Here is a 1,953-nt window from a genome sequence, read left to right as displayed (position 1 = left end):
CCGCCAGCGCTGCATGAAGTCCTGCGCGAGCTTGAAGAGGCGCGGGTTGTCGCGCACGAAGGCGACGCCCCGACCGCGATACTTGATGGCGCCGCTCGCGGCCAGGCCCTTCAGCGTGATGCCGTAGCAAAGCTCGGACAGAACCGACTTCACCGCGCCCATATGCTCCTTGTAGCTCTGGTTGCCGACCGACAGGTCGAAATAGTCGAAGCCCTGCCCGCGGCCCCAGCGGATCAGCTCGCCCATGATGCACAGCCCGGGCGAAACGTTGGGCACCGCGGCCTGGTCGATCGCGACCAGCAGCGCATGCAGTGTGCCGAGATGGACCGCAAGGTACTGGACCGCGACCATGACGTCGCCGGCGCGCAGGCCGAAGACGCGTACCGAACCGTCCTTCAGACCGCGCTGCGCCGCGCTTCGGTAGAACTCGGCGACCGGCGGCCGCGCCAGGAGATCGAACCGGCCGAGCTCGCGAAAACGGCTGAGCCGCATTTCGACCAGCTTGCCGAAAATCGAGTCCACCAACGCCGGCGTGTCGGCTTCCACCAACGCCAGGCCACCATTGCGGTCCAGACGGCGCAGGTCCTTGTTGAGGGCCTTGACGAAGGACGGACGGCAGATGCGCTTGACGACGGTGTCGGCGTCGCCATCCATGGCGATGCCGTAACGGGAATGGATGGAATCGCGCGCCGGCGAAAGCAGCGCCAGGGGATTGGCGACGCCGCCGATCTCCTTCGGGATACCGGTGATGTGGATGCGGTCCGCCGGCGGCAGCACGGAAAGCACCGCCGCCCAGGCGGCCTCGGCGGACTGCCTTGTCCAGGGCGTGGCGTCGGCGAGCAAGGGTGCCGCGTAGTCGCAGACCCCGCAGCTCAACCACTCGACCACCCAATGGCCGAACGCGCGGCGCCGCATTAGCGGCACGAGCATGACCGGTTCGGCCGTCGCGGCGTCCCGCAATTCGACGATGGCCAGTTCGGCTTTCGGGGGCATGAGCCGCTCGACGATCCCCTCGGCCCAGGCGAAATGCTGGTGGCCGGTGCACACGCCGGTCGTCTCGAGACGCAGCCAGAGCGGCTTGGCCGTTTCGAGGCTGGTGTGCAACTGCGCCACGTAAGCGATGCCAGCGGCGCCGGCGTGCGGCGCGGCCTCGCCCTCGGCCAGGCCGGTCGTCATCGCGGCCATCGGCATTGCCTGGCTTGCCACATCATTCTCCTATCGTCTCTGCACGGCGAGCGTCGCCGCGCGGCGCCAGGCGCCGACCATCGTGGGGCGCTGCTCGTTGGGGTGCTTGAGGTTCCACATGCGGTTGGCCGTGAAATACCATGAGGCCACCAGCACGAAGGTCTCCGACACCGCGGCGCCGGCCAGCGCCCATGTCGACGGCGCGACGGCCAGCAGGATGCCGATCGTCGCCAGCCCGACGATCGCGCCGGCCATGGTGATGAAGGCGACGATGCGGAAATCGCCCAGAATCTCGAGGACCACGCGCGGCATCACATAGGCCATGATCGGCACGAAGTTGGCGATGGCGAAGAGCCCGATCAGGCCGACCGAGGCATGCTGCAGAGCCTGCGATTTGATCATCGGCAGGATGAACAGGACGCCGCAGCCATAGGCCAGGCTGCCGCAACCCATGACAAGCGCCCAGATCTTGGCCTGCGTCCAGACGCGGTCGAACTCCTTGTTGCGCACCAGCTTTGCAAGTTCCGGCTGCAGCATGTTCGAGAAGGCTAGACTGGAGATGCGCAGCGGCGCGAACAGCACCAGCACCGCCGCCAGCGGGGCGTAGGCGGCAGGCCCGGCGATGCCCGCGACCAGCAGCGCCAGGGATTGCCCCTGGATGTTGGTGGTGGTGGCGCTGAAGCCCGACCAGCAGAGCTGCGGCCAGAGCTTTGCATAGCGCCGCCAGGTCGGCGCGCGAAACGAGACGCGCAGCCTGCGGCGCTATGC

2 protein-coding genes are annotated in these 1,953 nt (G+C 67.7%); both read right to left on the bottom strand.

All coding sequences use genetic code 11. The features are described 5' to 3' along the window. Nucleotides 1-1,206: GNAT family N-acetyltransferase (locus EOA24_RS36045; protein WP_127410710.1), on the bottom strand; the 1,206-nt coding region annotated here is incomplete at its 3' end. 9 nt (nucleotides 1,207-1,215) lie between these two features. After that, entirely contained in the window at nucleotides 1,216-1,767 is a 552-nt protein-coding gene (locus EOA24_RS36040; RefSeq protein ID WP_245501939.1) for a hypothetical protein, read from the bottom strand. Nucleotides 1,768-1,953 lie beyond the last annotated feature (186 nt).

The organism is Mesorhizobium sp. M2A.F.Ca.ET.039.01.1.1 (assembly GCF_003998035.1).
Lineage (GTDB): Bacteria > Pseudomonadota > Alphaproteobacteria > Rhizobiales > Rhizobiaceae > Mesorhizobium.
Note: the sequence above shows the minus strand (reverse complement) of the source record. Positions and strands in the feature narration are given on the sequence as shown.